We start from the raw sequence: 24,130 nt of genomic DNA on the forward strand, positions 1-24,130 counted from the left end.
TCAGCGGCCGCGCAGACCCCGGTCGACGGCCGTGATCAGCTCGCCGTCGGCGGTGTCGGCGTCCAGTGACCAGAACATCGCGCCGCCCAGGCCGTTGTCCCGTACGTACCGCGACTTGGTGCGCAGCACCTGCGGGTCGTCGTACGTCCACAGGGTGGTGCCGTCGAACAGCCAGGCGTGGCCGCCGCGTCGGTCGCGGTGGAGCCGGTACGTCCCCGAGCCGGCCAGCTGTCGCAGTTCCTTGTAGTCCGCGTATCCCGCCGCCCAGGCGGCCGGCGCGGGGCCCGTCGCCGGCTGCCCCATGCCGTCGCCGCCGCCGCTGACGCCGGTCCAGCCCTGCCCGTAGAACGGCATCCCCATCACGAGCTTCCGCGCGGGCGCGCCGCGGCGCAGCCAGGCGTCCACGGTGCCGTCCACGCTGAAGTCGTTCCGCGCGTACAGCGCGGACTGCTGGGCGGTGTTCTTCTCGCCCGACACGTGGAAGTCGTAGCCCTGGAGGGTGACGAAGTCGAGGTCGCGCATGATCCGGGGGACGTCGAAGCCCGCGTCGATCTTGGCGGGTGCGGTCGGGACGAAGGCCGTCAGCTCGTACGTCCGCTTCTGCTTCTGCCCCCGGCCGTACGCGTCGAGCTGGGTGCGGAACTCCTTGACCAGTTCGGTGAAGTTGCGCTTGTCCTGCGGCCGGTACTTCGTGTCGGTGTCACCGGCCGAGCCGGGCCACTCCCAGTCGAGGTCGATCCCGTCGAAGACCCCGGAGGCCGCGCCCTGGCCGCCTCGGACGCCGTCCTGCGGCAGGTTCCCCTTGATGTAGAGGTCGATGCAGGACCGGACGAGCTCCCTGCGCGAGGCCGGGGTGAGCGCGGCGTCCGAGAAGTTCGTCGACCAGCTCCAACCACCCAGGGAGATCAGCACCTTGAGTCCCGGGTGCCGGGCCTTCAACTCGCGCAGCTGGTTGAAGTTGCCGGCCAGCGGCTGGCGGTCGTCGTCGGCCACCCCGTCGACGGAGTTCGCGGCGTCGAGCGGGCGCGCGTAGTCGGCCCACGCGTCGGCCTCGCCGGGCACGTTGCCCGTGAAGCACTTGCCCTCGGGACTGATGTTGCCGAAGGCGTAGTTGATGTGGGTGAGCTTGCCGGCCGTGCCGTTGGCCTCAAGGTCCTGGACCTGGAAGTCCCGCCCGTAGACGCCCCATTGGGTGAAGTACCCGACCTTCCGGTACGAGCGGTCGTGGTCGCCGCCATCGGCCTGCGCGGCGGCGGACGGCGCGAAGGCGGCCAGCAGGGAGAGGGAGCAGGCGGCGACGGTCAGCCTGCCGAGCGTGCTGAAGCGCATGGGCTTCCTTTGCGGATGCGGGAGCGGATTCGCGTGCGCTGTGCTGTGCACCTCGGAAACTATTGGTCTGGACCATCTCGGTCAAGGGGGCGTCCACCTCGGGTTCTCCGCCGTCACCGGCCCGTCCGAAAAAACATCCTTCACGGCACTGGGCACCTTCGCGCGCCGTCGCTACCCTCCGCGCATGATTCCCACGGTGGTCTGGGGTACCGGCAACGTCGGCCGCGCGGCGATCCGCGCCGTCGAGGCCCACCCGGCGCTCGCACTCACGGCAGTGATCGTCCACGACCCGGCGAAGGTCGGCCGCGACGCCGGCGAACTGGCCGGACTCGACAGGGTGTTGGGGGTCTCCGCGACCGACGACATCGACGCGGTGCTGGCCGACCGGCCCGCCGCCCTCGTCTACGCGGCCTCCGGCGACATCCGACCCGACGACGCCCTCGCCGACATCACCCGGGCGATCACCGCCGGAGCGGCTGTGGTCAGCCCCGCCCTGTACCCGCTCTACGACCCCCGCAACGCCCCACCCGAGTTCATCGACCCGGTGTCGGCCGCGATAGCCGAGGGCGGCGGCTCGCTGTTCGCCTCCGGCGTCGACCCGGGCTGGGGCAACGACGTGCTCCCCCTCCTGATCAGCGGCCTCGGCACGACCGTGGACGTGATCCGCTGCCAGGAGATCTTCGACTACTCCACCTACGACCAACCGGACTCGGTCCGCCTCCTGGTCGGCATGGGACAGCCCATGGACCACGCACCGATGATGCTGATGCCCTCCGTCCCCACCATGGTGTGGGGCGGGCAGATCCGCTTGATGGCACGGGCCCTGGGCGTCGAACTCGACGAGATCCGCGAGACCTCCGAGCGCCGCGCCCTCGACAGCACGGTGACCACCCGCACCATGGGCGAGTTCGAGGCCGGCACCCAGGGCGCCATCAGGTTCGAGGTCCAGGGCGTCGTCGAGGGCGAACCCCGCATCGTCATCGAACACGTCACCCGCATCCACCCCTCCTGCGCCCCCGACTGGCCGACACCGCCCGACGGGGCAGGCGCCCACCGGGTGATCATCGAGGGCCGCCCCCGCATCGAGGTCACGATCGAGGCCACCGACGAGGGCGAGAACCGCTCCGCGGGCGGCAACGCCACCGCGGTCGGCCGGCTGGTGGGCGCCATCGACTGGCTCGTGGCCGCCGAACCGGGAATCTACGACGCGCTCGACGTCCCGCTGCGACCCGCAGTCGGCAAACTCGGAAGGAAGCAGCCATGAGAATCGACATCCCCGAGGGCCAACACCCCATCGAGTACGTCTGGGGCGACATGGTCCCCGGCATCGGGATGGCGGCGGCGAACTTCTCCCTGTCCGTGTACGCCCACACCACCCTGGGTCTGCGCGAGTTCGAGGCCGCCCGGCTGCGCATCGCGCAGATCAACGGGTGCGTCTTCTGCCTCGACTGGCGCACCGACCGCGACGGGGAGAAGGTCGAGGACGAGTTCGCCGACGCGGTCACCGAGTGGCGGACCACGAAGGCCTTCGACGACCGCACACGGATCGCCGCCGAGTACGCCGAGCGGTACGCCCTGGACCACCACGGCCTCGACGAGGAGTTCTGGGAGCGGATGACCGCGCTCTACAGCCAGGTCGAGATCGTGGAGTTGAGCATGAGCATCGGCTCCTGGCTGGCGTTCGGCCGGCTCAATCACGTGCTCGGCCTCGACAGCGTCTGCATGCTGCCGGGGAGTTGACATGGTCCGGGGCCGGTCGGAGGATCCGATCGGCCCCGGGCCTCGGTCATCGTCACCGCTACAGGTCGGTCGCGATGATCCTCTCTATGTTGCGCTCCGCGAGCGCCGTGATGGTGACGAACGGATTGACGCTGACGTTGCCGGGGATCAGGGCCCCGTCGATCACGTACAGGCCCGAGTACCCGTGCAGTCGGCCGTGATTGTCGGTGGCCTTGTCCAGGATCGCGCCGCCCAGAGGGTGGTAGGTGAGGTGGTCGCCCCAGATCTTGTACGTCCCGAAGAGGTCGGTGCGGTAGATCGTCCCCTCCTTCGAGTTGATCTTGTCGAAGATGGTCTTGGCCATGTCGATGGCCGGCTGCTTCCAGGCCGTCTGCCAGTTCAGGTCGACCTTCCCCGTCGCTGCGTTCCAGGTGAACTCGGCGCGGTGGGGGTTCTTGGTGATCGACAGGTAGAACGACGCGTACGTCTCGATCCCGGTCGGCAGCGGTGCCACCTCGGCGAAGGCCCCGCCCGCGTTCCAGTTGTCGATGCCACCGCAGGGGATCGTCGCCTGGAGCTTGCCCGTGGGGTCCCACATGTGGTTGGCCCGCCCGCACATGACGTTGCCGTTGTCCCCCCAGCCCTTGCCGATCTCGCCGTTCAGGGCGGGCAGGGCGCCCGTCGCCTTCAGCCGCACGAGCAGCTTGCTCGTGCCGACGCTGCCGGCCGCGAAGAACACCTTGTCGGCCGTGACGGTCTTGGTGGCCACCGCGTCACCGGTCGTGTTGAGCTGCTCGATGACCACCGTGTAGCCGCCGCCGGTCGTGGGGGTGACCGTGGTGACCTTGTGCAGCGGCGAGATGCTCACCCTCCCGGTCGCCCTGGCGGCCGCGAGGTAGGTCTTCTGGAGCGACTTCTTGCCGTTGTTGTTGCCGTAGAGGATCTCGCCGTCCAGCGCCGACTTGGTGGCCGTGCCGGCCGCCTCCTGCTTCATGTAGTCCCAGTCGTACACGTCCGGCACGAAGACGAAGGGGAAGTTGGAGCGCTGCGCGTGCTTGCGACCCACGCGGGCGAACTGGTAGCAGCTCACCGTGTCGAACCAGGCCGGGTCGATGAGGCCCACCCCGAGGCCGGAGTTGGCGCGCGGATAGTAGGTGTCGTACATCTCGTCGGCGTTCACCGTGGGCAGGATCGCGCTGAAGTTCTCCCGCCTCGGCGTGACGGCCATGCCGCCGTTGACGAGGGAACCGCCGCCGACACCGCGCCCCTGGTAGACGGTGATCCCCGCGAAGTCCTCGGCGTCCAGGATGCCGGTGTACTTGGGGATGTCCTTGTCGATGGGGAAGCCGAGGAAGTAGTTCAGCGGTGCTTTCGTCCGGGTGCGCAGCCAGTACGAGCGCTTGTCCGGGTTGAGCGTGTTGCAGAAGATCTTCCCGTCCGGCCCCGGGGTGTCCCAGGCCATGCCCATCTCGATCATGTGTACGTCGACACCGGCCTGGGCGAGGCGCAGCGCGGCGACCGAGCCGCCGTACCCGGTGCCGATGACGAGGGCCGCGACGTGGGCCCCGTTGTCGATGGGCGCTGCCGCGGCGGCGGCTTTCGCATGAGCCGGAACGGCGTTGACCGATAGGGTCATGGCTCCCAGAATGGAACCAGTTCCAGCGATGAAACCACGGCGCGAGACACCCTTGGAAACCTTGCTGTGCAGGGACTTGTCGCTCATGTGACGTTCCTCACTCTCGATGGAGTGAGAACAAGTTCTACTGTCGTCGGCGTGGTAAGTCACTACATACGCCGAGGTAATTTGTGGCTGGTTCCGCATTGATGGCCCCAGGACGCGGGAGGCGCGCGGTCGACGGACGCGTCCAGCACGCCGACCGCCGCCGTGCGGTCGACCACCGAAATTCGATGGCCCCTTCCGGCCGCGCCGTGCCATGGTTGGTCCTGCCGAAGGGGCGTAGCTCAACTGGCCAGAGCAACGGTCTCCAAAACCGTAGGCTGCAGGTTCAAGTCCTGCCGCCCCTGCACGACCGCACGGAGGGTATAGCCCTGCTGTGCTGGGAAAAGGTGAGAGCCCCGCCGGAGGTCCGGCGGGGCTCTGCTGTTTGGATCATGTTCTGCCGGCCCCTTGCCGGCCCGAGGCGCCGGCCGACTCGGGCCAGGGACCGCACGCCTACACGGGCGGCTTGTTCGGCGTCGGTGTGGGCTTCGGGTTGGGGAGTGGCGGCCCGGGGTCCGGCGGCATCTTCGGCGGTCCGGGTGCCTTGTGCTTGCCCATGTCCACCTTGGCGCGGGTCAGGCCGCGGATGCCAAGCGGCGGGAACAAGTCGGTGCGGGCGGGGTAGCCGGCTACCGCGCAGTCCAGGCACAGCAGATCTCGGACGCCTTGACCGACGCGGGCCGCTTCGACCGGCTGCTTCCAGCAGGCCTCGCAGGTGGTCACGTCGGTGGCGGTCGCCACGAACTCGGTGGTGATCACACGGTTTCCGATCGGGGTAGACCCGCCCCGGCCGCCCGACAGGGGGCGACAAGGCGACGCGGGGCGGGGGATCAGTGGGCGGCGCCGATGACGATCGCGGCGAGGATCCCGAGGACGACCAGGACGTAGGCGAGTTGGCGTGCGCGCTCGTCGCTCACCGCTGATCCCCGACGGTGACGGGCCGACAGGACGGATCGCGGATGTCGTGCGCCCAGCTCGGCGGGCGGGCCCCGGACGTCGAGTCCCGGGGGATCTCGTGCCCGCCCGCCCGGATGACGCGGTCGCACCGGCAGCAGATATGCCCGGCCGCGCTCACGCCTGCTCCAGCCGGTCGGGCGCCGCTGTGAATTCGCGGCCGTCTGCGGCCCGGATGTACGCGGTCCGCGTGTACGTCGGCCGCCCGGCCACGGTGCCCGCCGACTCCCGGACCACCGCGCGAAGCCGGCCCGTGCGGTCGCTCTTCGTGTCGCGGACCTGTTTGAACAGCAGCGGGTGATCGACGTGCCCGAACGCGCCGTCAGGTCTGTGCTCGCGGACCTCCATGTCCGCCTCCCTACCGTCGTCAGCGGGTGGTGCCCCTGAGCGTGACGATCGGCTGTGCATGAACGCCACCAATGTGCACCGATGTTCAGGGTGACTCATTGCCCAAGGTGAAGATCTCAACGCACCCTTGACGGCGGCCCTCGGACGCAGCACCGTGCTGTACATCCGTGCACACCGGAAGCGCTGGAGGCCGCAATGAACTTACGGTTCATCGGTATCGACCCCGACACGGGCACCGCCGAGAGTCCGACCGTCTGGGTGGATGAGGAGACACGCGAACTCGTGATCCAGGGATGGAAGCCAGGCCCGGAACTGCAAGCGTGGTGCGCCGCGTTCCAGGTACCTGGCCACGCCCAGGGCATCCCGCCGAACGAGGCGGTCATTCGAATCCCGGCCCGCATGGCGCCGATGCTGAGGGAGGCCTGCGATGCGGCAGAGCGTGCCAACGTTTCCTGAGCTCTTCGACACGACGGTCCACACGGCCGTGCACCTGGAGATGCGCGACAGCTACGGAGTGGCCTCGGAATCGGGCGACTTCGCGACCTGGCGGACGACCGGCGAGAGGGACATGGACCCGAACTCGCCATACTGGCGGCCATGGGTCGACCTCGTCCGACGCACGGTCCAGCGGGGCGTGAGTGTCCAGCGGGCTCGCATCATCTCCATGCCGGCCAGCGACTACATCCGCTACGAGCACGAGGCGGCCGGCATCAACGTGGCGGCCGGCGAGGAAGTCCGCTGGCTGCCCCGCCGCGAGGCGTCGGACATCCCGCTGCCTGGCAACGACTTCTGGCTCTTCGACGATCGCCTGATCCGGTGGAACCACTTCACCGGCGAGGGCGCGTCCGGACCAGGAGAGGTCAGCGAGGACCCGGCCGCAGCCCTGCTGTGCGCGGAGGCGTTCCGTGAAGTGTGGGCCAGAGCGTACCCCCACGAGTCGTTCAAGATCTACTAGTCAAAGGCGTACAGGCCAGCTCATGCCCGCTTCCCCGTCCTCGTCGGCACAGGCCGCGCGTCAACGCGTAGCCGACCGGCTGCGCGCCTTGCGCGCCGATGCGGGCATCACCGGGAGCGAGCTGGCCCGGCGCTGCGGTTGGACACACTCGAAGTCCTCCCGCATCGAGAACGGGCGCACGCCACCGTCACCGGACGACATCCGCCGCTGGTGCAGGGCCTGCGACGCGGCGGCCGAAACGGCTGACCTTCTCGCGCAGTCCCGCAATGCCGAGACCATGTACAACGAGTGGCGCCACCAGGTGCAGGGCGGCTTGAAGCGGCTACAGGAATCGTGGGTGCAGTTCTTCCAAGAGACCTGCCTGTTCCGGATCTACTCCTCCACCCTCGTCCCCGGACTTCTGCAGACCGAGGGGTACGCGGCCGGCCTCCTTGATGTCGTCGCGCGCTTCCGTGAGGTCCCCGGCGGCGGACTGGAAGCAGCCCGGGCTCGCGTGAGCCGGTCCCAGGTCATTCACGACCCGGGAAGGCGCGCAGTCCTGATCGTCGAGGAGGCGGCCCTGCACTACCGAATGGGGGACGCGGAAGCGATGGCCGCCCAGCTCGGCTACCTGCTGACGGCCGGCGCACTACCCGGCGTGTCCCTGGGCGTGATCCCATCAAGCACGAAAGCCCGGGCTGTATGGCCTGTGGAGACGTTTCATGTGTACGACGACAAGCTCGTTTCAGTGGAACTCCTCTCAGCCCAGGTCAAGATCACACAACCCTCGGAGATCGCTCAATACCTCAAGGCCTTCGAGCAGTTGCGCTCATCAGCCGTGTACGGCGCGGAGGCCCGAGCCTTGGTCCTCAAGGCCATCAATGCGCTCGACGGATCCTGAACGCACGAAATCGCCCCCTCCGCCCACGGGCGAGAAGGGGCGCTGTGGGTATCAGGCGGGCATGAGCCCGCGGATCGCGGCGGTGATCCGGCAGGCGAGGTAGACGTGACCCGCGTCGGTCGGGTGGACCGAGTCGCCGCCGATGTACGTGGCGACCAGGGGGGCCGTGATGAACGGCCCATGCGTGGCGACGAGCGTGCCGGCAGCGCCGTGACACGAGCTGCTGGGAGCCGAGATGAAGGGGATACCAGCCGCGGCGGCTGCCGCGCGAAACGTGGCATCGGTGTTGGTCCGCCCTGCGCCCGGGCTGCCGGAGCCCGGCCGCGCGGGTGCCTGACCGGGCCCTGAGCGGGTCAGAAGTCGGGGCAGATGTTCTTGTGCGCCACCTCAACGATCTTGGCGGCCTTGGTGAGGCCGTGGCCATCCGGGTGCGTGGCGCTGATCCACCGCTTGTTGGTCTGGTCGACCTGCTTGGTCTGGTCGTGGGGAATCGCTTGACCAGCCCGCAGGTGTCGATGCCACAGCTGATGGCCTTGTCGTCCTTGCCGTGGACGATGTCCCTGTCGATGGCGTTCAGGCCGGCGAGGAAGTCTGTTCGTGCGGTGCCCTTGGGTTCGGCGGGGAGGCCGGTGGCGGCGTGGGCGGCGTGCAGGTCGACGAGGAGCCGTGCGGGCATGTGTTCATGATGTCCGCTACATCCAGGGAGCCGGCCCGGTACGCGTCGCCCAGGCGGCGAGGTCGTTCTCGTCGAAGATCCGGATGCCTTGTCGGAGTGCGTAGTCCCGTGCGGGCTTGGTGAACGCTGATGTGGTGACAACTGCGGCGACATCGGCGCCGTGGATGCTGAAGCAGGTACCGCCGAAGCGCTGCATGTCTGGTGAGCCGACCTTGGTGGTGGGCCCGTACCGCTTGCACTGGATGACGATGCGCCTGCCTTGGGGGCAGTTGGCGACTACGTCGGCCCCGAGGTCGTTCGCGCCGCCGACGACTCCGGCGCCTTGGCAGCCGTCGCGTTCGCAGAGGAAGGCTATGGCGTGCTCGAACTGGCGGGGGCTCATTGCGTGGTAGCGGACGATCTCAGTCGATTGGATCTCGCGTACTCGCCGGTACTCGGCGGCGCGTCGCCGTCGCCTCCTGATGGAGCTGATCCACGCTGCGATAGGTAGCAGGAGGAAGACTGCCGCAGCTGCAACGCGTCCGTCGGCCCACATGAGGAGCGCTACGACGGCGGACAGTCCGACGAGGGTGGCGCCGGCGCATCCTTTTAATGTCATGTGGGAGCTGATCTCCGTGCGTCAGGGAGGGGCGGGCGGTCGAGGTTCGGTGAGGCTATCGATCCGCAACCGCTGTTGGAGTAGGTAGCCCGCTGTTGATCGAGTTGCGTCGTGCGTGATCAGTGAACGGTCCGTTGATGTCGACTTCAGTGGGTGTGGGGCCGGCCTCACCAGCCGTGGATCTCGCAATTCACAGTCGTGTGGTCGATCCACGGGAACGGTCGTGGAGACAGGCGTTCTGCCGATGTCGGGCGGACATGGGTCCGCCCGTCGGTCGCTGTCCCCGAGGGGTCCGACGGGCGGCATCCGAGTAGCACCGCAGCCCGCGGTCAATCGCTCGAATGTGTCAGGCCAGCCTAGGGCCGGTCACTGACAACGGCCGGGCGGGCGGGCGGCAGCGGTCAGGCGGGACGGTCGCCGAGGCCCGGCATCGCCGGGATCGTGCCGACCGGCCAACCGTCGATGTCGGCGGTGAAGTGCGGAGCGGGCACGGTTTCCCACCAGGAGCGGACCGCCGCGGTCACGTGCTCCGCCCCGGTCCGCGGGTCCACGTGGGTCGTTTCCCGTTCACCGCTCCTGCGTACCGCGATCCGTCCTCGTTTGCAGCCGTCGGGGTAGTCGTTCCAGTCGACCCCGGCCTCCGACCGCAGCAACTCGCGCATGCCGCCGGACGAAACGCCGTGCAGCCGCTCGTGGGGGAAATGGTTCTGCGCGGCCCTGCCGATGCTGTTGCGCACCGCGTCCCGCTGCCGCCACCGGAAGTAGTGGGCGACCTCGACGGGGTCGGAGAGGGTGAACAGGCGGGCGTCGAACAGGGCCCGCCCGCCCGGACGTCGCTCGTTGAGCACCGCCGTGGCCAGCGAGGCCGCGACGGACAACTGCTTCGCGACCACGCCGCCGAACCACGGCTCGGTGCCCGCACTGCCGAAGTCGGTGTACAGGACACTGATCTCGTCGGACTGCGTGTACGAGAACCGGGCCCCCGCGATCTCCGCGCACAGGGCCTCGGCGACCGCGTCCATGTCGGCCATGAAGGCCTCGTCGAAGGGGCGGGTCGCTCCCCGTGTGTAGGTGCGGAACGCGCGGCCGTCGACCCGGAGCAATGTGTAGGTGCGACGTGGCAGGACCGCACGGTGCGCCGCCTCGTACCGCTTCATCCGGTCACCCAATGCCGTGCCGTCCGCCATGTCGTCCCTTCGTCCGTGTTGCCCCAGTCTGGCACGCACGGGCTCGCGGGTCCGGAATACGACGATCGGGACGACCGGGCCCCGTGGCCGGCCCCCTCGTCCGCGCGGGCGCGCGGCGGCCCTCCCGTGGGGAGAGCGGGAGGGACGCGCGCCCGGGATGGTCCGGGAGCACACCGTATGCCCGCGTGTACGGGCGCGGGTAGGCATATGACAAGGGGAATTCCGGATGGCGGCGACGGGGCCTAGGCGTCGGAGCCACCCTCGTCGAGACCCTCGTCGGGCAGGTCGTGGCCGAGGCCGTGGTCGTAGGCTCCCGCCTCGACGCGCAGCGCCAGCTCGCGCAGTACGTCCATCGAGCTGACGTCCGTCCGGCCGGAGTCGTGGACCGCCGCCAGCGCACTGAACGCCGCGGCGAAGGATCCGACGATCGTGTGCATGGCGGGAGCCAGCGTCTCCCCGACGATGCGACCCACCTGGAGGGGAGTCGCGTCGGCCGGCACGCTGAAGTGCGGCATCATCTCGCTCAGCAACAGGGTGACGACACCCGGCTCCGAGGGGGGACCGGCCTCGCCGCCGGCCTCGTGAGACCTGCGGACTTCCTGGGACTCCGTGAGGATCCCGATGACTCGCTTCATGATTTCCGCGCGCTCCATCCGGGGAGGGTAGCCCGTGCGGGGACGGCGGGTGAGGGGTTCTCGCGGGCCGGTTCGCCGCCGGGTGTCTGGCAGACTGGGCAGCGTTCTCCCAGGCGGTGCAGGACAGGAAACCGGTGCGAATCCGGTGCGGTCCCGCCACTGTGACCGGAGCCCGTCCGCGGGATCCGGGAGTCAGACACTGACGCACCGCCTCTTCACTTCGACCGGGGACGCGGATCCCCCGGAGAGGCTTCGCCATGTCGCGCTCGCGCACCGTTCTGCGCTCCCTCATACCCCTCGCGCTGCTGGCGCCCCTGGCCGCCTGCGGGGGCTCGCCGGGCGGGAAGGGCTCGGGGTCGGACGCGGCCTCCGGCACGGCGCCCGGGTTCCCGTACACCGTCACCAACTGTGGTGTGAGCACCACCTATCAGGCTCCGCCCCGTCGCGCGGTCACCATGAACCAGCACGCCACCGAGATCATGCTGGCGCTGGGGCTGGAGCAGAGGATCGTCGGCACCGCCTACCTGGACGACGCGATCCTGCCCGCCTACCGACCCGCCTACGACCGGATCAAGGTGCTGGCCAAGGAGTACCCCTCCAAGGAGGTCCTCCTCAACGCCGACCCCGACTTCGTGTACGGCGGCTACTCCAGCGCCTTCGACAAGGCGCAGGGACGCGACCGCGGGGGACTGGCCGCCTCGGGCATCGACTCCCGTCTCAACGTGGAGTACTGCGGCACCGGTCCGGTGGGACTGGAGCAGCTCAAGACCGAGATCACCGAAGTGGCACGCACCTTCGGAGTGCCGGAGCGCGGTGCGGCGCTGATCGAGGATCAGCAGCGGCGCATCGCCGCCGTCACCGCACGCGTCAAGGACAAGTCCGAGCCGGCCGTCTTCGCCTACGACTCGGGCGAGGCCTCCGCCTCGACCTCGGGGGGCACCGGCATCGGCAACGAGATCGTCTCCCTGGCCGGCGGGACGAACGTGTTCGCCGACCTCGACGACACCTTCGGCGACGTGTCCTGGGAGAAGGTCATCGAACGCAAGCCCGAGGTCATCCTGATCTATGACTACGCGGGGACCACCGTCGAGGCCAAGAAGCAGCGCCTGTTGAACGACCCGGCTCTCGCGCAGGTTCCCGCGATCAGGAACAAGCGGTTCGTGGTGCTCCCGCTGTCCACGGCCGTCCTCGGCGTGCGCGTCGCCGACGCCACCGAGTCCCTGGGGCGCCAACTGCACCCCGACGCCGCGTGAGCCCGCGCCGTACCCCGGTCGTCCTCGTCCTGCTCGCCGCCGCCCTGGTGGTCTCCGCCCTCGCGGGCCTCGCGCTGGGCGCGGTACGGATGGCCCCGGGCCAGGTGATCGACGTCCTCCTCGCAGGACCAGGACCAGGACCAGGACCAGGACCAGGACCCGGAGCGGGAGCCGGCGGTGGAGCCGCCGGTGCCATCGTGTGGGACGTACGGATGCCCCGCCTCCTCCTCGGCGCCGTCGTCGGCGCCGGACTCGCCGTGGCCGGAACCGTGTTGCAGGCCCTCGTGCGCAACCCACTCGCCGACCCCTTCCTGCTCGGCGCGTCCTCCGGAGCGTCGGCGGGAGCCGTACTGGTCATCGTCCTCGGCGCCGGAGTCCTCGACTCCGCGGGCGGGGCGGCGGTACCCGTCGCCGCGTTCGCGGGATCCATGGGCGCGCTCGTCGCCGTCTACGCGATGGCCCGGCGGGGCGGCACCATGACCACCGGCCGGCTGATCCTGGCCGGGGTCGCCGTCCAATACGTCCTGTCCGCCCTCACCAGCCTGGTCCTGGTCCTGGCCGCACACCCCGACCAGATCCGTAGCGTCCTCTTCTGGACCCTCGGCGGTCTCGGCGGGGCCCGCTGGGACGAACTGGCCCTGCCCTCGGTCGCGCTGCTCCTCGGTACCGGCCTGCTGATCGCCCTCGCACGCCCCCTGGACCTCCTGCTCGCGGGGGAGGAGGGCGCGCACACCCTGGGCCTGGACACCGCTCGGTTCCGGGCGGCGGTCTTCGTCCTCGCCTCGCTCGTCATCGGGGTGCTGGTCGCCTACAGCGGGGCCATAGGCTTCGTCGGCCTGATGGTGCCGCACGCCGCCCGCATGGTGGTGGGCGCCGGACACCGGGCGCTGCTGCCGGTGGCCGCGCTGGGCGGGGCCGTGTTCCTGACCCTGGCGGACCTGGTCGCGCGGACCGCGGCGGCGCCCGAGGAGATACCGGTCGGCGTGGTCACCGCGCTGGTCGGCGGGCCGTTCTTCCTGTGGATGCTCCGCAGGTCCACCCGGACCGAGGGGGTGGCCGGATGAACCCGTCGACAGGACGACCGGTGGAACTCGCCGTCGAGGACGTGGGCTACGAGATCCACGGCCGGACCCTGCTGCACGGAGTGGACCTCACCGCCCGCCCCGGCGAGACCGTCGGCGTGGTCGGCCCCAACGGAAGTGGCAAGACCACACTGCTGCGCTGCGTCCACGGCGCCCTGCGGCCCACCTCCGGCCGGGTGTTGCTGGACGGCGCCGACGCGGGGTCCATGGGCGTGAAGGAACGGGCCCGACGGGTGGCGGTGGTGCCACAGGAAGCCTCCGGAACGTTCGGGTTGACGGTCCGTGAGGTCGTCGCCATGGGGCGCAGCCCCCACAAGCGGTTCTGGGAGCAGGACGGCCCCGACGACGTCCGACGTGTCGCGGAGGCCCTGGAGGCCGTCGGGGCGGCCGGCTTCGCCGCCCGCCGGTTCGACGAACTCTCCGGCGGCGAACGCCAACGCGCCCTGGTGGCCCGCGCGCTCGTCCAGGATCCCGGCCTGCTGGCCCTCGACGAACCGACCAACCACCTGGACATCCGACACCAGTTGGAGATCCTGACCCTGGTCCGCGCCCTGCCGGCGACCGGCCTGCTGGTCCTGCACGACCTCAACCTGGCCGCGTCCTTCTGCGACCGGCTGTACGTGCTGGAAGCCGGCCGGGTGGTCGCCTCGGGGACCCCGGGCGAGGTGCTCACCGAGGATCTGCTGGCACGGGTGTACGGGGTACGGACCCGGGTCGGACCGCACCCGACGACGGGCGGCCCGAGCATCCTGTACCTGCCGCCGGACGCCCGCGGCACCTGCGACGGCCGGCCGGCCGGCCGTCGCTGACGGCAGGCGCCCGGTCGGGGGACGCGGGTGTCCCCGACCGATCCGCCCTGCCCGACCGACCGCCCGGCCCTTCCTGGCTCAGCCCTGGAAGCCGTACGGGCGGGTGATCAGTTCCAACCAGTGGCCGGACGGGTCGGGGAAGTAGACGCCGCTGCCCCCGTCGTTGTGGTTGATCTCGCCCGGGTGCCTGCGATGCGGATCTGCGTAGTACTCGGTTCCCGCCGCCTTGATCTTCTCGTAGGCCGCGTCGAACACGTCCTGGGAGACGAGGAACGCGTAGTGCTGGGGAGTGATGGACTCGCCGGGGGCGGCGGTCGCGAAGTCCAGGGTGACGCCGTTTCCGGTCTCGACGGGGATGAAGGGACCCCACTCGGTCCCGACCTCCAGACCCAGGATGTCGGCGAGGTACTCGGCGGACCATCGGTTGTCACGGCTGTGGACGATCGTGTGGTTCAGCTCTACTGACATGGGTGGATGCCTCCGAAAGGCATGTCACGGCGCCTCCATGCCTCACCCGGTCGGTGACCGACACGCGACGCCGTCCGCACGAGCCTAAGCACACGGATCGGGCCGGGTCCATCGGTATTCGGTCGAATGAGGCGCCGCGGAGCGGGGTGCCGGGGACGGTGGTGTCGGGAACGGTGCCGACGACCCCGTCGGGAACGTCCGCCCGATCAGGAACGTCCGTACACCGAATCGACGTTGTCCCGCGCGGGACGCGTCCGCCCTGCCGGCCCGGCGGCGAAGACCCGCAGCAGGTTCTCCGTCACCCGTGTGGTCAGCGCCCCGGAACGCGCGTCCAGACCGTGATTGCCGCCGCCTCGCCCGTCGCCCGTCGCGTCGAGTGCCTCGACCCAGCGCATCGTCCCCGTGGCAAACACCCCGGCGCCGCTCGCCACGGTGTAATAGGCCGTGTCCTGATGGCTGGGCCTGCCCTCGCAGACCACGGGGGAGTGGGCGATGATCTCGATCGGGCGGGGTGTCGGGAATCCGGTGTCCACCTTGTCGTACTCGACGCCGACCAGGTGCGCGAACCCGTCGCCTGCCTTCACCCCCGTGCCCTCGAACAGCCAGTGCCCGGGCCGCGCCACCACGTAGGGGGCGTCCACCGGGTAGCCGTCGTAGATGACACCGAGCAGGGAACTCTCCGGGTCGGCGGCGGGAGCCGAGCGGAAGTCGACCGTCGCGGGGTGGCCCCTCTTGAACCCCGGGTCCTGGGCGTAGGACGACTTGTAACAGACCACCGTGCGGTCCGGCCCCAGGTCCGACGGCTCCAGCCGGATCCGGCGGTAACAGCAGTTCGCGCCGAGTATCGCGATGTTGGTGCCGGCGTCCCTGGCCGCGGTGACATGCGCCCGCTGCTCCGGGGACCAGTACTCGTCGTGCCCCAAGGAGAGTACGGCGACCGCCCCCTCCAGCAGTCGCTTCTCCCGTGCCACGTCGGTGGTCGTCGTGTACGCCGACGGTATGCCGAGCCGCTCGGCAAGGGCGATCAGCGGTGCCTCGTACACCAGGAACAGGCCCGCCCCGTCGTCGTACTCGTACGGCCGGTCGAAGGTCACGGCGAGTGAACGCGAGGCGTATCCGCCGGTGGGTCCGTCGTAGCTGCCGTAGCCGCCCCACCTGTTGTACGCCTGCCAGGTCGCCACCGCGTTCACGATGACGGTCCGTCCCTTCGTGGACGCCGAGCGGACGGTGAGCGGGACGAAACGCTGCCCCTCGGCGCCCTGCGCGTCGAGCCGGAGCAGGTAGCAACCCTCCGGCCAGCCACCGGTGTCGACCGTGGTGGTACGGGACCACCGGGTGCGGACCATCCTGGTTCCCGCGTCCACCGTGTGCTCGGGCTGCCGGACCCCGGGCAGCGCCTGCGAACGCCACACCAGCCGGGCCCGCGCGCCGCCGTACCACCCCATGCGGTACGCGGAGACCGTGAACCGGGGCGCCGCCGTGGACACGTGCAGTCCGAACGACTCACCGGGAAGGACACTGACCCGGTCGGCGAAACCCTCGATGGCGCGGGCGGGTCCAGCCTTGGTGACGTGCCAGTCGGCGTTTCCGGGTCGGGCGTTCTCGGCCTTGACGTCGAACTCCCGGGACCCGGCCCCGGGAGAGGACTCGGACGCGTTCGGTGCTCCCGACGGGGAGCCTGCCGACTTCGGATCCCCGCCCGCACCGGCCTCCTCGGCGTCGCCGCCCCCGCAGCCGGCGGCGGCACCGATCCCGACAGCCGTGACCGCTCCCGTCGCCGCGATGGCGATGAACCGCCGCCTGCCCGCGGAACCGGTCCCCCCGGCCCTCTGTTCCTGATCCATGAAGGGCACGCTATGACACGCTCCGCCCTCTCCTTTCGCCGGGTCGGACCGACTCGGACCGCCACACGGATCGTGGCCGTGCCGTCGGTCCTGTCCCGCGCGGCCCCGCTCCGGGTCTCAGGCGACCCCGCGCAAGTGCGCTACGGCGTAGGGCCGTCCACCGAGGCTCGGGGCACGGCGGAACGGGAGCCGCCCGTCGGATCAGACATCGGGCAGGCCCGCCTCAGCACAACTGCCCGGCAAGGTGCTCCTGGGGTAACTTCCTTCGGATCACGTGCAATCGCGAGAGCGGAGAAGGATCCATGCGTCACGTCTCCCTGGGCAGTTCAGGTCTGCGGGTCTCCGCGGTCGGCCTCGGCTGCAACAACTTCGGCGGCCGCCTCGACGCCCGCGCCACCCGCGCCGTCGTCGACGCCGCCCTCGACGCGGGCATCACCCTCCTCGACACCGCGGACATCTACGGAGGCCGGGGCGGCTCCGAGAGCCACCTCGGCCAGGCCCTCAAGGGCCGCCGCGACCAGGTCGTCCTCGCCACCAAGTTCGGCTACGACGGCGTCGACATGGGCTTCGGACCCGCGGCCGGGTCCCGCGGCGGGCGCGCCTACGTCCGCCGCGCCGTCGAGGAGTCCCTGCGCCGGCTGGAGACCGACCACATCGACCTGTACCAGTTGCACAGTCCCGACCCGGACGTCCCCATCGCCGAAACCCTCGCCGCGCTCACCGAACTCGTCACCGAGGGCAAGGTCCGCTACATCGGACACTCCAACCTCAGCGGTTGGCAGCTCACCGAAGCCGCCCACGTCGCCCGGGAGATCGGCGCCGCGCCCTTCGTGTCGGCGCAGAACGAATGGTCGCTGCTCCAGCGTTCCGCCGAACGGGAACTCGTCCCGGCCGCGCTGCACCACGGTGTGGGCGTGCTCCCGTACTTCCCCCTGGCCAACGGCCTGCTCACCGGCAAGATCCGACGCGGCGCGCCCGTCCCGCCCGGTTCGCGTCTCGAAGGCCGTGACGGCTACCTCACCGACGAGCGCCTGGACGCGGTCGAGGCACTGGCCGGCCTCGCCGAGAAGTACGACCGCACGGTCCTGGAACTCGCCATCGGCTGGCTCTCCGCACAGCCGGGCTGCGCCTCCGTCATCGCGGGCGCCACCTCCGCCGAACAGGTGCGGGCCAACGCGGCCGTCGCCGACCGGCCCCTGGAGGCCGCGCTGCTCGCCGAGATCGACGCCATCGAGGCCATCGGCGGCGCCGCTGCGGGGGCGCGATGACCGCGACCGCGCTGCGCTGCGCCGTTCTCGACGACCACCAGAACGCGGCGACGACCTCCGCCGACTGGTCCCCGATCGCGGACCGGGTGGAGGTGGTCACCTACTCCGACCACCTGGACGACGAGGACCGGCTCGCGGCCCGCCTGGCCGACTTCGACATCGTCGTCACCCTGCGCGAACGCGTCCGCTTCCCGGCCTCGTTGCTCGACCGGCTGCCCCGCCTCGCCCTGCTCGTCGCGAGCGGCATGCGCAACTCCGTCATCGACCACGCCGCCGCCGCGCGAGGCGGCGTGACCGTGTGCGGCACGGGCAGCTCCTCCACCCCGCCCGTCGAACTCACCTGGGCCCTCCTCCTGGCCCTGGCGCGCGGCATCGTCCCCGAGAACACCGCCCTGCGCACCGGAGGGCCCTGGCAGCAGACCATCGGCGCCGATCTGCACGGACGCCGGCTCGGCCTGCTCGGCCTCGGGAAGATCGGCGGTCGGGTGGCCCGGATCGGTCTCGCCTTCGGCATGGAGGTCACGGCCTGGAGCCGGAACCTCACCAGGGAACGCGCCGACGAGGTGGGGGTGACCCTGGCCGCGTCCCGGGAGGAACTCCTCTCGGAGAGCGACTTCGTGTCCGTCCACCTCGCGCTGGGCGACCGCACCCGCGGCCTGATCGGGGCGCCGGAACTGGCACTGATGCGCCCGTCCGCGTACCTCGTCAACACCTCGCGGGCGGCCATCGTCGACCAGGACGCGCTGATCGAGGCCCTGCGCGAGGGGCGGATCGCGGGCGCCGGTCTCGACGTCTTCGACGTCGAGCCGCTGCCGCGCGACCATCCCCTGCGCACGACGCCGAACCTGTTGGCCACGCCCCACCTGGGCTACGTCACGCGGGACAACTACGCGACGTACTACGGAGAGGCCGTCGAGGACATCCGCGCCTACCTCGACGGCGCGCCCGTCCGGGTGCTCGGCTAGGTCCTGCGCCGGCACGTGCGAACGGCCCGGGCGGGCCCGCGAGGAGCGGGCCCGCCCGGGCCGTTCGATCCGTCCGTCCGGACGGCGGCAGGTTCAGGACACGATGTCCTTGCGGGAGAAGCCCCGGAACGCGAGCGCGAACAGCACCACCGCGTACGACACCGACACCACCGTGCCCTTGATCATCCCGCCCCACTCCAGGTGGGGCTGGAGGGCGTCCGCCCACGCGAACTGCCAGTGCGCGGGCAGGAACTCGCGCCACGATCCGAGCGCGGTCACCGCATCCAGGACGTTCCCGACGATGGTCAGCCCGACCGCGCCGCCGACCGCGCCGAGCGGCGCGTCCGTCCGCGTCGACAGCCAGAACGCCAGTCCGGCCGTGACCAACTGCGACACGAAGACGAACGCGACGGCGATCGCGAGCCTCGGCAGGGTGTCACCGGCCGCCAACGTCCCGCCGGTGGGCAGCTTCAGCGGCCCCCAGCCGTACGCGACCGTGCCCGCCGCCAACGCCACCACCGGCAGCAGCACCATCGCGGCGAGACTGAACCCGAGGGCCACCACCAGCTTGCTCCACAGCAACCGGGCCCGGGGCACCGGCGAGGCCAGCAGGTAGCGGAGCGAGGACCAGCTCGCCTCCGAGGCGACGGTGTCCCCGCAGAACAGCGCGACCGGCACCACCAGCAGGAAACCGGCCGACACGAACAGGCAGGTGGCCGCGAAGTTCGCACCCGAGGCCGTCGCCGTGTCGATCAGGGTGATCCGGCCGTTGCCGCCGCCGCGTTCGTCGGGCGTGCCACCCACCGCGAAAGCAATGATCATGACGAGGGGGAGCGCCGCGAGGATCCCGCCCATCACCAGGGTCCGCCGCCGTCGCCACTGGCGCAGCGCCTCCACGCGCAACGGCAGCGTACGGCCGGCGCGGTAGCCGTCGGCCACCTCCGTCACGGCCACCTCTGTCACGGCACTCACGCCGAACCTCCGATCAGGGTGAGGAACGCGTCCTCCAGCCGGCGGTGCGGTCCCACGGCGGAGACCGGCACCTCCAGCCGTACGAGTTCCGCGATCAGCTCGGCGGCCGTCGCGCCTTCGAGCCGTACGAGCAGTCCGTCGTCGGCGGTCACCACCGAACCGACTCCCTCCAGCGCCGCCACCTTCTCGACGAGGAGTTCGTCCACCGCCCCGGCCAGGGTCACCAGCAGGGTGTCCCCGCCGCCGGTGATCTCCGCGACCTCGCCCGCCTGCACGAGCCGGCCGCGGTCCATGACGACCAGGTGCGTGCACGTCTGCTCCACCTCGGAGAGGAGGTGGCTGGAGACGATGACCGTCCGCCCGGCCGCCGCGTACCGGATCATGACGTCGCGCATCTCCCGGATCTGTGGCGGGTCCAGGCCGTTCGTCGGCTCGTCCAGGATCAGCAGGTCCGGCATGCCGAGCATGGCCTGTGCGATGGCGAGCCGCTGCCGCATGCCCTGGGAGTAGGTCCGCACGGCGCGTTCCAGCGCGTCGCCCAGTCCGGCGATCTCCAGGGCCTCCGCCATGTGGGAGTCCGCCGCCGGACGGCCCGTGGCCTGCCAGTACAGCTCCAGGTTCGCCCGGCCCGTCAGGTGCGGGAGGAAGCCCGCGCCCTCCACGAAGGCACCGACCCGCGACAGCACCGGCGACCCGGCCCGTACCGCGTGCCCGAACACCCTGATCTCGCCGGCGTCCGGCGAGATCAGCCCCATCAACATCCGCAGCGTGGTGGTCTTGCCCGCGCCGTTGGGGCCGAGCAGACCCAGCACCTGCCCCTTCTCCACCCGGAACGACAGGTCCCGTACGGCGTAGCGGTCCCGGGCCTTCGCGTAGCGCTTCGTCAGCCCGGTGATCTCCAGCGGCACGTCGGCCAAGGCGGGATCGGGCCGGGTCGCCCCGGACCGTTCCCCGGCGCGGCCCCTGCCGTTCCGCCGGATCCCCAACAGCGCGGCGGCCAGGGCCAGGGCGCCCAGGGGCAGCCCCCACGTCCAGCCGGGCATGCTCGCGGCCGCGGTGCGCACCCCCGGGACGACGGGCACCGACAGCGGTCCCCGCGCCGAGACGGTGTACGTGGCGGGCGCGGCGGGCGACGCGTACCCGAGATCGGTGGCCGCCATCACCAGGCGCAGCCGGTGGCCGGCCTCGACGGCGTGGTCGACGGCCGGCAGCCTCACCCGGACGGCACGGCCCTGTCCGGCGTCCGTGACCCGGATCGGGGCGACCAGTTGCCCGGGCAGCACCTGCCCGCGTCCGTCGGGCCCGACGTCGTACACCTTGCCGAACAACACGGCCGAACCGTCGGTAGCCGTCGACCTCACGTTCAGGGTGACGGTCGGGGTGCCGGTGATCCGCACCTCCTCGGTCATCGGCCGCGATTCGAAGCGGGCGTTCTGCCCGGGGAAGTCCAGCGAGATCCCGGCCCCGAAGGCGGCGAGCCCGCCGCCGATCCCGGGCAGCGAGGACAGCGACGGCGGAGTGCCGCCCGCCGGATTGGCGAACGTCTGCTCGCGGCCGGTGAGCGCGAACTCCCGGGGCGTCGACGTGAGCCCGGGATAGCGGTCGTCACTCGCGCCGCGGACCTGCACGGTGCCGTTCGTGGAATCGATCCCGCCGGTGCGCGAGACCCGGAACACGGGACCCGTGTCCACCTGCTCGTCGCCCTTGAGGTAGCGGTCGAACCAGGCCGTCACCCGAGCCTCGACCCGGCCGGCCTCGCGCATCCCGCCGTCGTGGCCGCCGCTCGCCCAGTCCACGGACACGGGCGCGCCGTTCGCCGCGATGGCCCTGGCCATGGCGTCGGCCTGGTCCAGCGGGAAGAGCGAGTCGTCCTGGCCCTGCACGATCAGGGTGGGCACCTTGATCTTGTCGCCCACCGCCGAGGGGCTGCGCGCGGCCAGCAGCGCACGTGCCTCGGCGTCGGGCTTCCCGGCGACCGCGACCCTCTCGTACATCGCGCACAGCTCCGGCTGGAACCGTCCGCAGCCGGGCACGGCCGCGGGGTCGGCGGACGGCGCCGACGGCTGGAGGGCAGCCGCGCCGCCGCCGGTCGCGCCGCCCCCCGCGCCGCCACCGGTCGCACCGCCGCCGGCCGCGCCGGTGGTGAAGAAGATGCCGGTCCACAGCTTCTTGAACACGTCGTTCGGGAAGAGCGAGTCGGCGAGGTTCCAGTACGTGATCTGCGGGGCGATGGCGTCCACCCGGTGGTCGTACCCGGCCGCGAGGAGCGCCGCCGCACCGCCGTACGAGGCCCCGGCCACGCCCACGCGCGGATCGCCGGGCGCGTCGAGCCGCACCTCGGGCCGGGTCGCGAGCCAGTCGACGAGCCGGGAGACGTCCTTGCCCTCCAGCCCGGGATCGTTCAGCCCGATCCGGCCGCCCGAGCGGCCGAAGCCGCGCGCCGACCAGGTCAGCACCGCGTACCCGTCCCGGGCAAGCCGTTCCGCCTGCGCGCGGACGTCGTCCTTGCTGCCGCCGAAGCCGTGCCCGAGCAGCACGGCGGGCCGTTTCCGCGTCGCCTCCCCGCCCTCGCCGGCCGTGAAGTACGAGATGTCGATCCCGGCGTCGGGCATCTGCAATACGTGGTCCTGGCGTTGCACGCCGGGCGGGTCGGACGCCGCGGCGGTGGCCGTCAACGTACCGGCCCCCGCCAGGACGACCAGCGCGGCGCCGCCGGCCAACAGGCGGTCCCGGCGACGCCGGGGCAGTCGGAGCTTCATACAGGAAGCCTAGACGTCCCGGGGCCGCCGCCGGAGAGCCCGCAGGGTGAGCCCGGCACCTTCTCAAGGACTACCCGGGCGGCCCCCCGTACCGCGCCTGCCGTACACGGCTCCTGCGCGCGGTCGACCTGCGCGCGGGCGCGAGCGGCGGCAGGATGGTCCGCATGCTGCTCGCCGAGGTCGCGCGCGTGTCCCGGGAGGTCTCCGAGACCTCCGCCCGCTCCGCGAAGACCGCCCTGCTCGCCGAGGTGTTCGCCTCCGCGCCCGCCGAGGAGGCCGCAGTCGTCGTCTCCTACCTCGCCGGGCGGCTGCCCCAGGGCCGCCCCGGCATCGGATGGCGCACCCTCGGCCGGGAGATCGACCCCGCGCCCGGGCCGACCCTCACCGTCGGCGAGGTCGACGCGGCCGTGACCGAACTCGCCGCCGTCGCGGGCCCCGGTTCCCGCGTCGAGCGGCACCGGATCGTGGACGCCCTGTTCGGCGCGGCCACCGAGGCCGAGCAACGCTTCCTGCGCGGTCTGCTCTTCGGAGAGGTGCGCCAGGGCGCGCTCGACGCCGTCGCGCTGGACGCGGTGGCCGCGGCCACCGGGGTGCCGGCCGCTGCGCTGCGCCGCGCCGTGATGGTGGACGGGTCCCTGCCCCGGGTGGCCGCGGCGGTGCTGGCCGACGGCGCGCAGGCACTGGAGGGGGTGACCCTGCGGGTCGGTCGGCCGGTTCAGCCGATGCTCGCCGGCACCGCCGCATCGGTGACGCAGGCGCTGGCCGCGCTCGGGCCCTGCGCGGTGGAGGAGAAGCTGGACGGGATCCGCGTCCAGGTCCACCGCGACGGGCCGGACGTACGGATCTACACGCGCTCCCTGGACGAGATCACCGACCGGCTGCCGGAGGTCGCCGAACTGGCCCTGACGCTGCCCGGCGAGCGGTTCATCCTCGACGGCGAGGTCGTCGGGCAGGGCCCCGACGGCCGGCCGGTCCCCTTCCAGGAGATCGCGAGTCGGGTGGGCTCCCGGGTGGACGTGGCGGCCGCCCGGCAGGCCCTTCCCGTCCGCGTCCACTTCTTCGACGTCCTGGCCGCGGGGGAGGAGGCACTGCTCGACCTGCCCGTGCGCGAGAGGTACGCGGCGCTCGCCCGGCTGGTCCCGGAGTCCGCCCGCGTACGGAGGCTGGCGGTGGAGGACCCGGAGGCCGAGGGCGCGACGGCCGCCGCCGAGGAGTTCGCCGCCGAGTCCCTGCGCCGGGGCCACGAGGGGGTGGTGATCAAGGGCCTCGACTCGCTCTACGCGGCCGGCCGGCGCGGCACGCACTGGCTCAAGGTCAAGCCCGTGCACACCCTCGACCTGGTGGTGCTGGCCGCCGAGTGGGGGCACGGGAGACGCACCGGCCTCCTGTCGAACCTGCATCTGGGAGCCCGCGCCGCCGACGGCACCCACGCCATGCTCGGCAAGACCTTCAAGGGCCTCACCGACGTGATGCTGCGTTGGCAGACCGAGCGGCTGTTGGAGCTGGCGGTGGAGGACGACGGCTTCACGGTCCGGGTCCGACCGGAGCTGGTGGTGGAGATCGCCTACGACGGTCTGCAACGCTCCTCGCGCTACCCGGCCGGGGTCGCGCTGCGTTTCGCGCGGGTGCTGCGGTACCGCCCGGACAAGGAGGCCGGACAGGCGGATACCGTGGAGAGGGTGCTGGGCGAACGCCCCGCGTAGGCGAGG

23 protein-coding genes, 1 tRNA gene and 1 riboswitch are annotated in these 24,130 nt (G+C 71.3%); of the genes, 12 read left to right on the forward strand and 12 right to left on the reverse strand.

All coding sequences use genetic code 11. The features are described from left to right. The gene (locus ACQEVM_RS13435) at positions 1-1,329 is read right to left on the reverse strand and encodes a glycoside hydrolase family 18 protein (RefSeq protein WP_433078269.1); all 1,329 of its coding nucleotides are present in this window, start codon (positions 1,327-1,329) and stop codon (positions 1-3) included. Between the two features lie 184 nt (positions 1,330-1,513). On the opposite strand from ACQEVM_RS13435, the gene ACQEVM_RS13440 reads away from it, so the two are divergent. Together ACQEVM_RS13440 and ACQEVM_RS13445 are read left to right on the forward strand one after the other, a co-directional pair. Then, positions 1,514-2,593 (forward strand): NAD(P)H-dependent amine dehydrogenase family protein, encoded by a 1,080-nt coding sequence (locus ACQEVM_RS13440; RefSeq protein ID WP_433078271.1) that lies wholly within the window; start codon positions 1,514-1,516, stop codon positions 2,591-2,593. Next, entirely contained in the window at positions 2,590-3,069 is a 480-nt protein-coding gene (locus tag ACQEVM_RS13445; protein WP_266952560.1) for a carboxymuconolactone decarboxylase family protein, read from the forward strand. Before ACQEVM_RS13440 ends, ACQEVM_RS13445 begins: the two co-directional genes overlap by 4 nt. A gap of 58 nt (positions 3,070-3,127) precedes the next feature. Here ACQEVM_RS13445 and ACQEVM_RS13450 read toward each other — a convergent pair whose 3' ends face one another. Continuing rightward, positions 3,128-4,771: a GMC oxidoreductase gene (locus ACQEVM_RS13450; protein ID WP_433078273.1), complete on the reverse strand. Its 1,644-nt coding sequence runs from the start codon at positions 4,769-4,771 to the stop codon at positions 3,128-3,130. Positions 4,772-4,999: 228 nt separating this feature from the next. On the opposite strand from ACQEVM_RS13450, the gene ACQEVM_RS13455 reads away from it, so the two are divergent. Beyond that, positions 5,000-5,073, forward strand: a tRNA-Trp gene (locus tag ACQEVM_RS13455). 148 nt (positions 5,074-5,221) lie between these two features. On the opposite strand, the gene ACQEVM_RS13460 is transcribed toward ACQEVM_RS13455, so the two are convergent. The 3 genes from ACQEVM_RS13460 to ACQEVM_RS13470 all read right to left on the reverse strand — a co-directional run bounded on the left by ACQEVM_RS13460 (position 5,222) and on the right by ACQEVM_RS13470 (position 6,070). Beyond that, entirely contained in the window at positions 5,222-5,527 is a 306-nt protein-coding gene (locus tag ACQEVM_RS13460) for a hypothetical protein (protein ID WP_433078275.1), read from the reverse strand. Between the two features lie 71 nt (positions 5,528-5,598). Next, on the reverse strand, positions 5,599-5,814 hold the full coding sequence (locus ACQEVM_RS13465; RefSeq protein WP_433078277.1) for a hypothetical protein: 216 nt from the start codon (positions 5,812-5,814) through the stop codon (positions 5,599-5,601). A gap of 25 nt (positions 5,815-5,839) precedes the next feature. Beyond that, positions 5,840-6,070 carry a hypothetical protein gene (locus ACQEVM_RS13470; protein WP_433078279.1) on the reverse strand — a complete coding sequence of 77 codons (231 nt, stop codon included), beginning with the start codon at positions 6,068-6,070 and terminating at the stop codon, positions 5,840-5,842. Positions 6,071-6,265: 195 nt separating this feature from the next. On the opposite strand from ACQEVM_RS13470, the gene ACQEVM_RS13475 reads away from it, so the two are divergent. Genes ACQEVM_RS13475 through ACQEVM_RS13485 form a run of 3 tightly spaced genes read left to right on the forward strand, consistent with a single transcriptional unit; the run spans position 6,266 to position 7,905 of the window. After that, complete coding sequence (locus ACQEVM_RS13475) at positions 6,266-6,526, forward strand: hypothetical protein (protein ID WP_433078281.1); 261 nt, start codon at positions 6,266-6,268, stop codon at positions 6,524-6,526. Next, a complete protein-coding gene (locus tag ACQEVM_RS13480; RefSeq protein WP_433078283.1) occupies positions 6,498-7,025 on the forward strand; it encodes a DUF6879 family protein in 528 nt (175 codons plus the stop codon). Before ACQEVM_RS13475 ends, ACQEVM_RS13480 begins: the two co-directional genes overlap by 29 nt. 22 nt (positions 7,026-7,047) lie before the next feature. After that, positions 7,048-7,905 carry a helix-turn-helix domain-containing protein gene (locus tag ACQEVM_RS13485; RefSeq protein ID WP_433078285.1) on the forward strand — a complete coding sequence of 286 codons (858 nt, stop codon included), beginning with the start codon at positions 7,048-7,050 and terminating at the stop codon, positions 7,903-7,905. A 692-nt stretch (positions 7,906-8,597) separates the two neighbouring features. On the opposite strand, the gene ACQEVM_RS13490 is transcribed toward ACQEVM_RS13485, so the two are convergent. The 3 genes from ACQEVM_RS13490 to ACQEVM_RS13500 form a co-directional block, all read right to left on the reverse strand. Next, positions 8,598-8,963 (reverse strand): restriction endonuclease, encoded by a 366-nt coding sequence (locus ACQEVM_RS13490; protein WP_433078287.1) that lies wholly within the window; start codon positions 8,961-8,963, stop codon positions 8,598-8,600. Positions 8,964-9,580: 617 nt separating this feature from the next. Next, the gene (locus ACQEVM_RS13495; protein ID WP_433078289.1) at positions 9,581-10,366 is read right to left on the reverse strand and encodes a tRNA(His) guanylyltransferase Thg1 family protein; all 786 of its coding nucleotides are present in this window, start codon (positions 10,364-10,366) and stop codon (positions 9,581-9,583) included. A gap of 242 nt (positions 10,367-10,608) precedes the next feature. Further along, positions 10,609-11,019, reverse strand: coding sequence for a hypothetical protein (locus ACQEVM_RS13500; RefSeq protein ID WP_433078291.1), 411 nt, complete (start codon positions 11,017-11,019; stop codon positions 10,609-10,611). Positions 11,020-11,084: 65 nt separating this feature from the next. Further along, a riboswitch (cobalamin riboswitch) is annotated at positions 11,085-11,223 on the forward strand. Between the two features lie 35 nt (positions 11,224-11,258). On the opposite strand from ACQEVM_RS13500, the gene ACQEVM_RS13505 reads away from it, so the two are divergent. From ACQEVM_RS13505 to ACQEVM_RS13515, 3 genes are read left to right on the forward strand one after another with little or no spacing between them, the layout of a single operon-like run. Then, entirely contained in the window at positions 11,259-12,254 is a 996-nt protein-coding gene (locus ACQEVM_RS13505) for an ABC transporter substrate-binding protein (protein WP_433078293.1), read from the forward strand. Further along, positions 12,251-13,318 carry a FecCD family ABC transporter permease gene (locus ACQEVM_RS13510; protein WP_433078295.1) on the forward strand — a complete coding sequence of 356 codons (1,068 nt, stop codon included), beginning with the start codon at positions 12,251-12,253 and terminating at the stop codon, positions 13,316-13,318. The genes ACQEVM_RS13505 and ACQEVM_RS13510 overlap by 4 nt, the downstream gene beginning before the upstream one ends. Further along, positions 13,315-14,145, forward strand: coding sequence for an ABC transporter ATP-binding protein (locus ACQEVM_RS13515; protein ID WP_433078297.1), 831 nt, complete (start codon positions 13,315-13,317; stop codon positions 14,143-14,145). Before ACQEVM_RS13510 ends, ACQEVM_RS13515 begins: the two co-directional genes overlap by 4 nt. 78 nt (positions 14,146-14,223) lie before the next feature. On the opposite strand, the gene ACQEVM_RS13520 is transcribed toward ACQEVM_RS13515, so the two are convergent. Both ACQEVM_RS13520 and ACQEVM_RS13525 read right to left on the reverse strand, forming a co-directional pair. Continuing rightward, positions 14,224-14,613: a VOC family protein gene (locus tag ACQEVM_RS13520; protein WP_433078299.1), complete on the reverse strand. Its 390-nt coding sequence runs from the start codon at positions 14,611-14,613 to the stop codon at positions 14,224-14,226. Between the two features lie 206 nt (positions 14,614-14,819). After that, positions 14,820-16,457, reverse strand: a complete 1,638-nt coding sequence (locus ACQEVM_RS13525; protein ID WP_433078301.1) for a N,N-dimethylformamidase beta subunit family domain-containing protein — start codon at positions 16,455-16,457, stop codon at positions 14,820-14,822. Between the two features lie 302 nt (positions 16,458-16,759). Between ACQEVM_RS13525 and ACQEVM_RS13530 the strand changes: the two genes are divergently transcribed. Next, a complete protein-coding gene (locus ACQEVM_RS13530; protein ID WP_433078303.1) occupies positions 16,760-17,725 on the forward strand; it encodes an aldo/keto reductase in 966 nt (321 codons plus the stop codon). After that, positions 17,722-18,690: a D-2-hydroxyacid dehydrogenase family protein gene (locus tag ACQEVM_RS13535; protein ID WP_433078305.1), complete on the forward strand. Its 969-nt coding sequence runs from the start codon at positions 17,722-17,724 to the stop codon at positions 18,688-18,690. The genes ACQEVM_RS13530 and ACQEVM_RS13535 overlap by 4 nt, the downstream gene beginning before the upstream one ends. Positions 18,691-18,783: 93 nt before the next feature. Here ACQEVM_RS13535 and ACQEVM_RS13540 read toward each other — a convergent pair whose 3' ends face one another. Then, positions 18,784-19,662, reverse strand: coding sequence for an ABC transporter permease (locus ACQEVM_RS13540; protein WP_433078307.1), 879 nt, complete (start codon positions 19,660-19,662; stop codon positions 18,784-18,786). After that, on the reverse strand, positions 19,659-22,421 hold the full coding sequence (locus tag ACQEVM_RS13545) for an alpha/beta fold hydrolase (RefSeq protein WP_433078309.1): 2,763 nt from the start codon (positions 22,419-22,421) through the stop codon (positions 19,659-19,661). Before ACQEVM_RS13545 ends, ACQEVM_RS13540 begins: the two co-directional genes overlap by 4 nt. Before the next feature lie 164 nt (positions 22,422-22,585). Between ACQEVM_RS13545 and ACQEVM_RS13550 the strand changes: the two genes are divergently transcribed. Further along, a complete protein-coding gene (locus ACQEVM_RS13550) occupies positions 22,586-24,124 on the forward strand; it encodes an ATP-dependent DNA ligase (protein ID WP_433078311.1) in 1,539 nt (512 codons plus the stop codon). Positions 24,125-24,130: the final 6 nt, after the last annotated feature.

Origin of the sequence: Streptomyces sp. CA-243310, from assembly GCF_050936775.1 — a bacterium.
Taxonomy (GTDB): domain Bacteria; phylum Actinomycetota; class Actinomycetes; order Streptomycetales; family Streptomycetaceae; genus Streptomyces.

Coding starts and splice junctions, on each gene's coding strand:
- ACQEVM_RS13435 (WP_433078269.1), bottom strand. CDS start 1,329: ATGCGCTTCAGCACGCTCGGCAGGCTGACCGTCGCCGCCTGCTCCCTC.
- ACQEVM_RS13440 (WP_433078271.1), top strand. CDS start 1,514: ATGATTCCCACGGTGGTCTGGGGTACCGGCAACGTCGGCCGCGCGGCG.
- ACQEVM_RS13445 (WP_266952560.1), top strand. CDS start 2,590: ATGAGAATCGACATCCCCGAGGGCCAACACCCCATCGAGTACGTCTGG.
- ACQEVM_RS13450 (WP_433078273.1), bottom strand. CDS start 4,771: ATGAGCGACAAGTCCCTGCACAGCAAGGTTTCCAAGGGTGTCTCGCGC.
- ACQEVM_RS13470 (WP_433078279.1), bottom strand. CDS start 6,070: ATGGAGGTCCGCGAGCACAGACCTGACGGCGCGTTCGGGCACGTCGAT.
- ACQEVM_RS13475 (WP_433078281.1), top strand. CDS start 6,266: ATGAACTTACGGTTCATCGGTATCGACCCCGACACGGGCACCGCCGAG.
- ACQEVM_RS13480 (WP_433078283.1), top strand. CDS start 6,498: ATGCGGCAGAGCGTGCCAACGTTTCCTGAGCTCTTCGACACGACGGTC.
- ACQEVM_RS13485 (WP_433078285.1), top strand. CDS start 7,048: ATGCCCGCTTCCCCGTCCTCGTCGGCACAGGCCGCGCGTCAACGCGTA.
- ACQEVM_RS13490 (WP_433078287.1), bottom strand. CDS start 8,963: ATGAGCCCCCGCCAGTTCGAGCACGCCATAGCCTTCCTCTGCGAACGC.
- ACQEVM_RS13495 (WP_433078289.1), bottom strand. CDS start 10,366: ATGGCGGACGGCACGGCATTGGGTGACCGGATGAAGCGGTACGAGGCG.
- ACQEVM_RS13500 (WP_433078291.1), bottom strand. CDS start 11,019: ATGGAGCGCGCGGAAATCATGAAGCGAGTCATCGGGATCCTCACGGAG.
- ACQEVM_RS13505 (WP_433078293.1), top strand. CDS start 11,259: ATGTCGCGCTCGCGCACCGTTCTGCGCTCCCTCATACCCCTCGCGCTG.
- ACQEVM_RS13515 (WP_433078297.1), top strand. CDS start 13,315: ATGAACCCGTCGACAGGACGACCGGTGGAACTCGCCGTCGAGGACGTG.
- ACQEVM_RS13520 (WP_433078299.1), bottom strand. CDS start 14,613: ATGTCAGTAGAGCTGAACCACACGATCGTCCACAGCCGTGACAACCGA.
- ACQEVM_RS13525 (WP_433078301.1), bottom strand. CDS start 16,457: ATGGATCAGGAACAGAGGGCCGGGGGGACCGGTTCCGCGGGCAGGCGG.
- ACQEVM_RS13530 (WP_433078303.1), top strand. CDS start 16,760: ATGCGTCACGTCTCCCTGGGCAGTTCAGGTCTGCGGGTCTCCGCGGTC.
- ACQEVM_RS13535 (WP_433078305.1), top strand. CDS start 17,722: ATGACCGCGACCGCGCTGCGCTGCGCCGTTCTCGACGACCACCAGAAC.
- ACQEVM_RS13545 (WP_433078309.1), bottom strand. CDS start 22,421: ATGAAGCTCCGACTGCCCCGGCGTCGCCGGGACCGCCTGTTGGCCGGC.
- ACQEVM_RS13550 (WP_433078311.1), top strand. CDS start 22,586: ATGCTGCTCGCCGAGGTCGCGCGCGTGTCCCGGGAGGTCTCCGAGACC.